This window comes from Klebsiella sp. TF21-TM (genome assembly GCF_019753495.1).
GTDB classification, from domain to species: Bacteria; Pseudomonadota; Gammaproteobacteria; order Enterobacterales; family Enterobacteriaceae; genus Klebsiella; species Klebsiella quasipneumoniae.
Window position 1 is genome coordinate 1 of the sequence record NZ_JAIJYL010000081.1, and the last position, 2,599, is coordinate 2,599.

At 50.8% G+C, this 2,599-nt stretch carries 1 protein-coding gene and 2 pseudogenes; all 3 read left to right on the forward strand.

The genetic code is table 11. The features are described from left to right. Positions 1 to 47: 47 nt before the first annotated feature. A pseudogene (locus K5R89_RS26845) lies at positions 48 to 907 on the forward strand (IS3-like element ISEc52 family transposase); the annotation flags it as partial. 281 nt (positions 908 to 1,188) lie between these two features. Next, positions 1,189 to 2,265: an IS110 family transposase gene (locus tag K5R89_RS26850; protein WP_065813449.1), complete on the forward strand. Its 1,077-nt coding sequence runs from the start codon at positions 1,189 to 1,191 to the stop codon at positions 2,263 to 2,265. Between the two features lie 16 nt (positions 2,266 to 2,281). Further along, a pseudogene (locus tag K5R89_RS26855) lies at positions 2,282 to 2,590 on the forward strand (integrase core domain-containing protein); the annotation flags it as partial. Positions 2,591 to 2,599: the final 9 nt, after the last annotated feature.

Sequence of the window (2,599 nt, forward strand, 5' to 3'; positions counted from 1 at the left end):
CCTGAACAGAGGTGATATGCTCACCTCAGAACAACACAGGTGTCATAATGAAAAAAAGAAATTTCAGCGCAGAGTTTAAACGCGAATCCGCTCAACTGGTCGTTGACCAGAACTACACCGTGGCAGATGCAGCCAGCGCTATGGATGTCGGCCTTTCCACAATGACGCGATGGGTGAAACAATTACGTGATGAACGGCAGGGCAAAACACCAAAAGCCTCCCCCATTACCCCGGAACAAATTGAAATCCGTGAGCTCAGGAAAAAGCTACAACGTATTGAAATGGAAAATGAAATATTAAAAAAGGCTACCGCGCTCTTGATGTCAGACTCCCTGAACAGTTCTCGATAATCGGGAAACTCAGGGCGCGTTATCCTGTGGCCACTCTCTGCCATGTGTTCGGGGTTCATCGCAGCAGCTACAAATACTGGAAAAACCGTCCTGAAAAGCCAGACGGCAGACGGGCTGTATTACGCAGTCAGGTACTTGAACTGCATGGCATCAGCCACGGCTCTGCCGGAGCAAGAAGCATCGCCACAATGGCAACCCAGAGAGGTTACCAGATGGGGCGCTGGCTTGCTGGCAGACTCATGAAAGAGCTGGGGCTGGTCAGTTGCCAGCAGCCGACTCACCGGTATAAGCGTGGCGGTCATGAGCACGTTGCTATCCCGAATCATCTTGAGCGACAGTTCGCCGTAACGGAACCAAATCAGGTGTGGTGCGGTGATGTGACCTATATCTGGACGGGTAAGCGCTGGGCGTACCTCGCCGTTGTTCTCGACCTGTTCGCAAGAAAACCAGTGGGCTGGGCCATGTCGTTCTCGCCGGACAGCAGGCTCACCATGAAAGCACTGGAAATGGCATGGGAAACCCGTGGTAAGCCCGTCGGGGTGATGTTCCACAGCGATAGTAATAATGCCGATGTCAGTCTTTACCACCACTTAGTTTGCCGTTTAACCAGATTGGTGTGATTACTGATGCAGTGAAGACCTTCCCGCATCCTGACTCACACAGCGATCGACCTTTTGTGTCCTGCCCTGGACCCGTCGGTTGCCGGAAGCGCCTTCATGCGAGGCATCTCCTCACCGATGCGCGTGACTCAAGAAGGGCCTGACGGCTTGTCTCGTTACTGTCCTGTCCGGGTTATCTGTCTGGAGATTCAACTCTGTTTCCTCACAGGAGCTCTGTCATGGTTGATAAAGTTACCGAAGCTGCCGTTGTGGGTGGCGTGGATACACATAAAGATTTGCACGTTGCCGCTGTCGTAGATCAGAACAATAAAGTCCTTGGGACTCAGTATTTCTCCACAACACGACAAGGTTACCGGCAGATGCTGGCATGGATGACCTCGTTTGGGACATTAAAGCGAACTGGTGTTGAGTGCACAGGTATCTATGGTTCCGGTTTGCTTCGTTATTTTCAGAACGCCGGGTTAGAAGTTCTTGAGGTGACTGCTCCAGACCGGATGGAGCGACGCAAACGGGGTAAAAGTGACACAATTGATGCTGAATGTGCCGCTCATGCAGCATTCTCAGGCATCAGGACAGTTACTACCAAAACGCGTGATGGCATGATTGAGTCCCTGCGGGTATTAAAAACTTGCCGAAAAACAGCAATATCAGCCCGCAGAGTCGCTCTCCAGATTATCCATTCAAATATTATCTCTGCCCCGGATGAATTACGTGAACAGCTCAGAAATATGACGCGCATGCAGCTCATCAGGACCCTGGGTTCCTGGAGACCTGATGCCAGTGAATACCGCAATGTAACCAACGTTTATCGCATTTCATTAAAGTCCCTTGCCCGACGCTATCTCGAGTTACATGACGAAATCGCTGATCTGGATGTCATGATTGCGGCAATTGTCGACGAGTTGGCACCTGAGCTGATTAAACGTAATGCTATCGGATACGAAAGCGCTTCACAGTTGCTGATCACTGCCGGAGACAATCCTCAACGGTTAAGATCAGAATCAGGATTTGCGGCACTGTGTGGTGTCAGCCCGGTCCCCGTTTCTTCTGGAAAAACGAACCGTTACCGACTTAATCGTGGTGGAGATCGTGCTGCAAATAGTGCACTTCACATCATCGCCATCGGACGCTTACGAACTGACGCAAAAACAAAGGAATATGTCGCCAGGCGTGTAGCCGAAGGACATACAAAAATGGAAGCGATACGCTGTCTAAAGCGATATATCTCCCGCGAAGTTTACACGTTACTGCGCAATCAAAACAGGCGGATCAACAGTATCCCGATAACAGCTTGACTCTTAGAAGGGCGTCCAAGGCAGCCATTATACGAGCAGGCAGTTCCGGCAGTTACTGTGGCGATACCGGATCAGGCAGAGTATGAGTCGGCGTGGAAACTGCTGGGATAACAGCCCAATGGAGCGCTTCTTCAGGAGTCCGAAGAACGAATGGGTGCCGGCGACGGGCTATGTAAGCTTCAGCGATGCAGCTCACGCAATAACGGACTATATCGTTGGATATTACAGCGCACTAAGACCGCACGAATATAATGGTGGGTTACCGCCAAACGAATCAGAAAACCGATACTGGAAAAACTCTAACGCGGTGGCCAGTTTTTGTTGACCACTTCAG

Excerpts from the sequence above, each read along its gene's own strand:
- K5R89_RS26850 (WP_065813449.1), top strand. The coding sequence starts at position 1,189 with ATGGTTGATAAAGTTACCGAAGCTGCCGTTGTGGGTGGCGTGGATACA.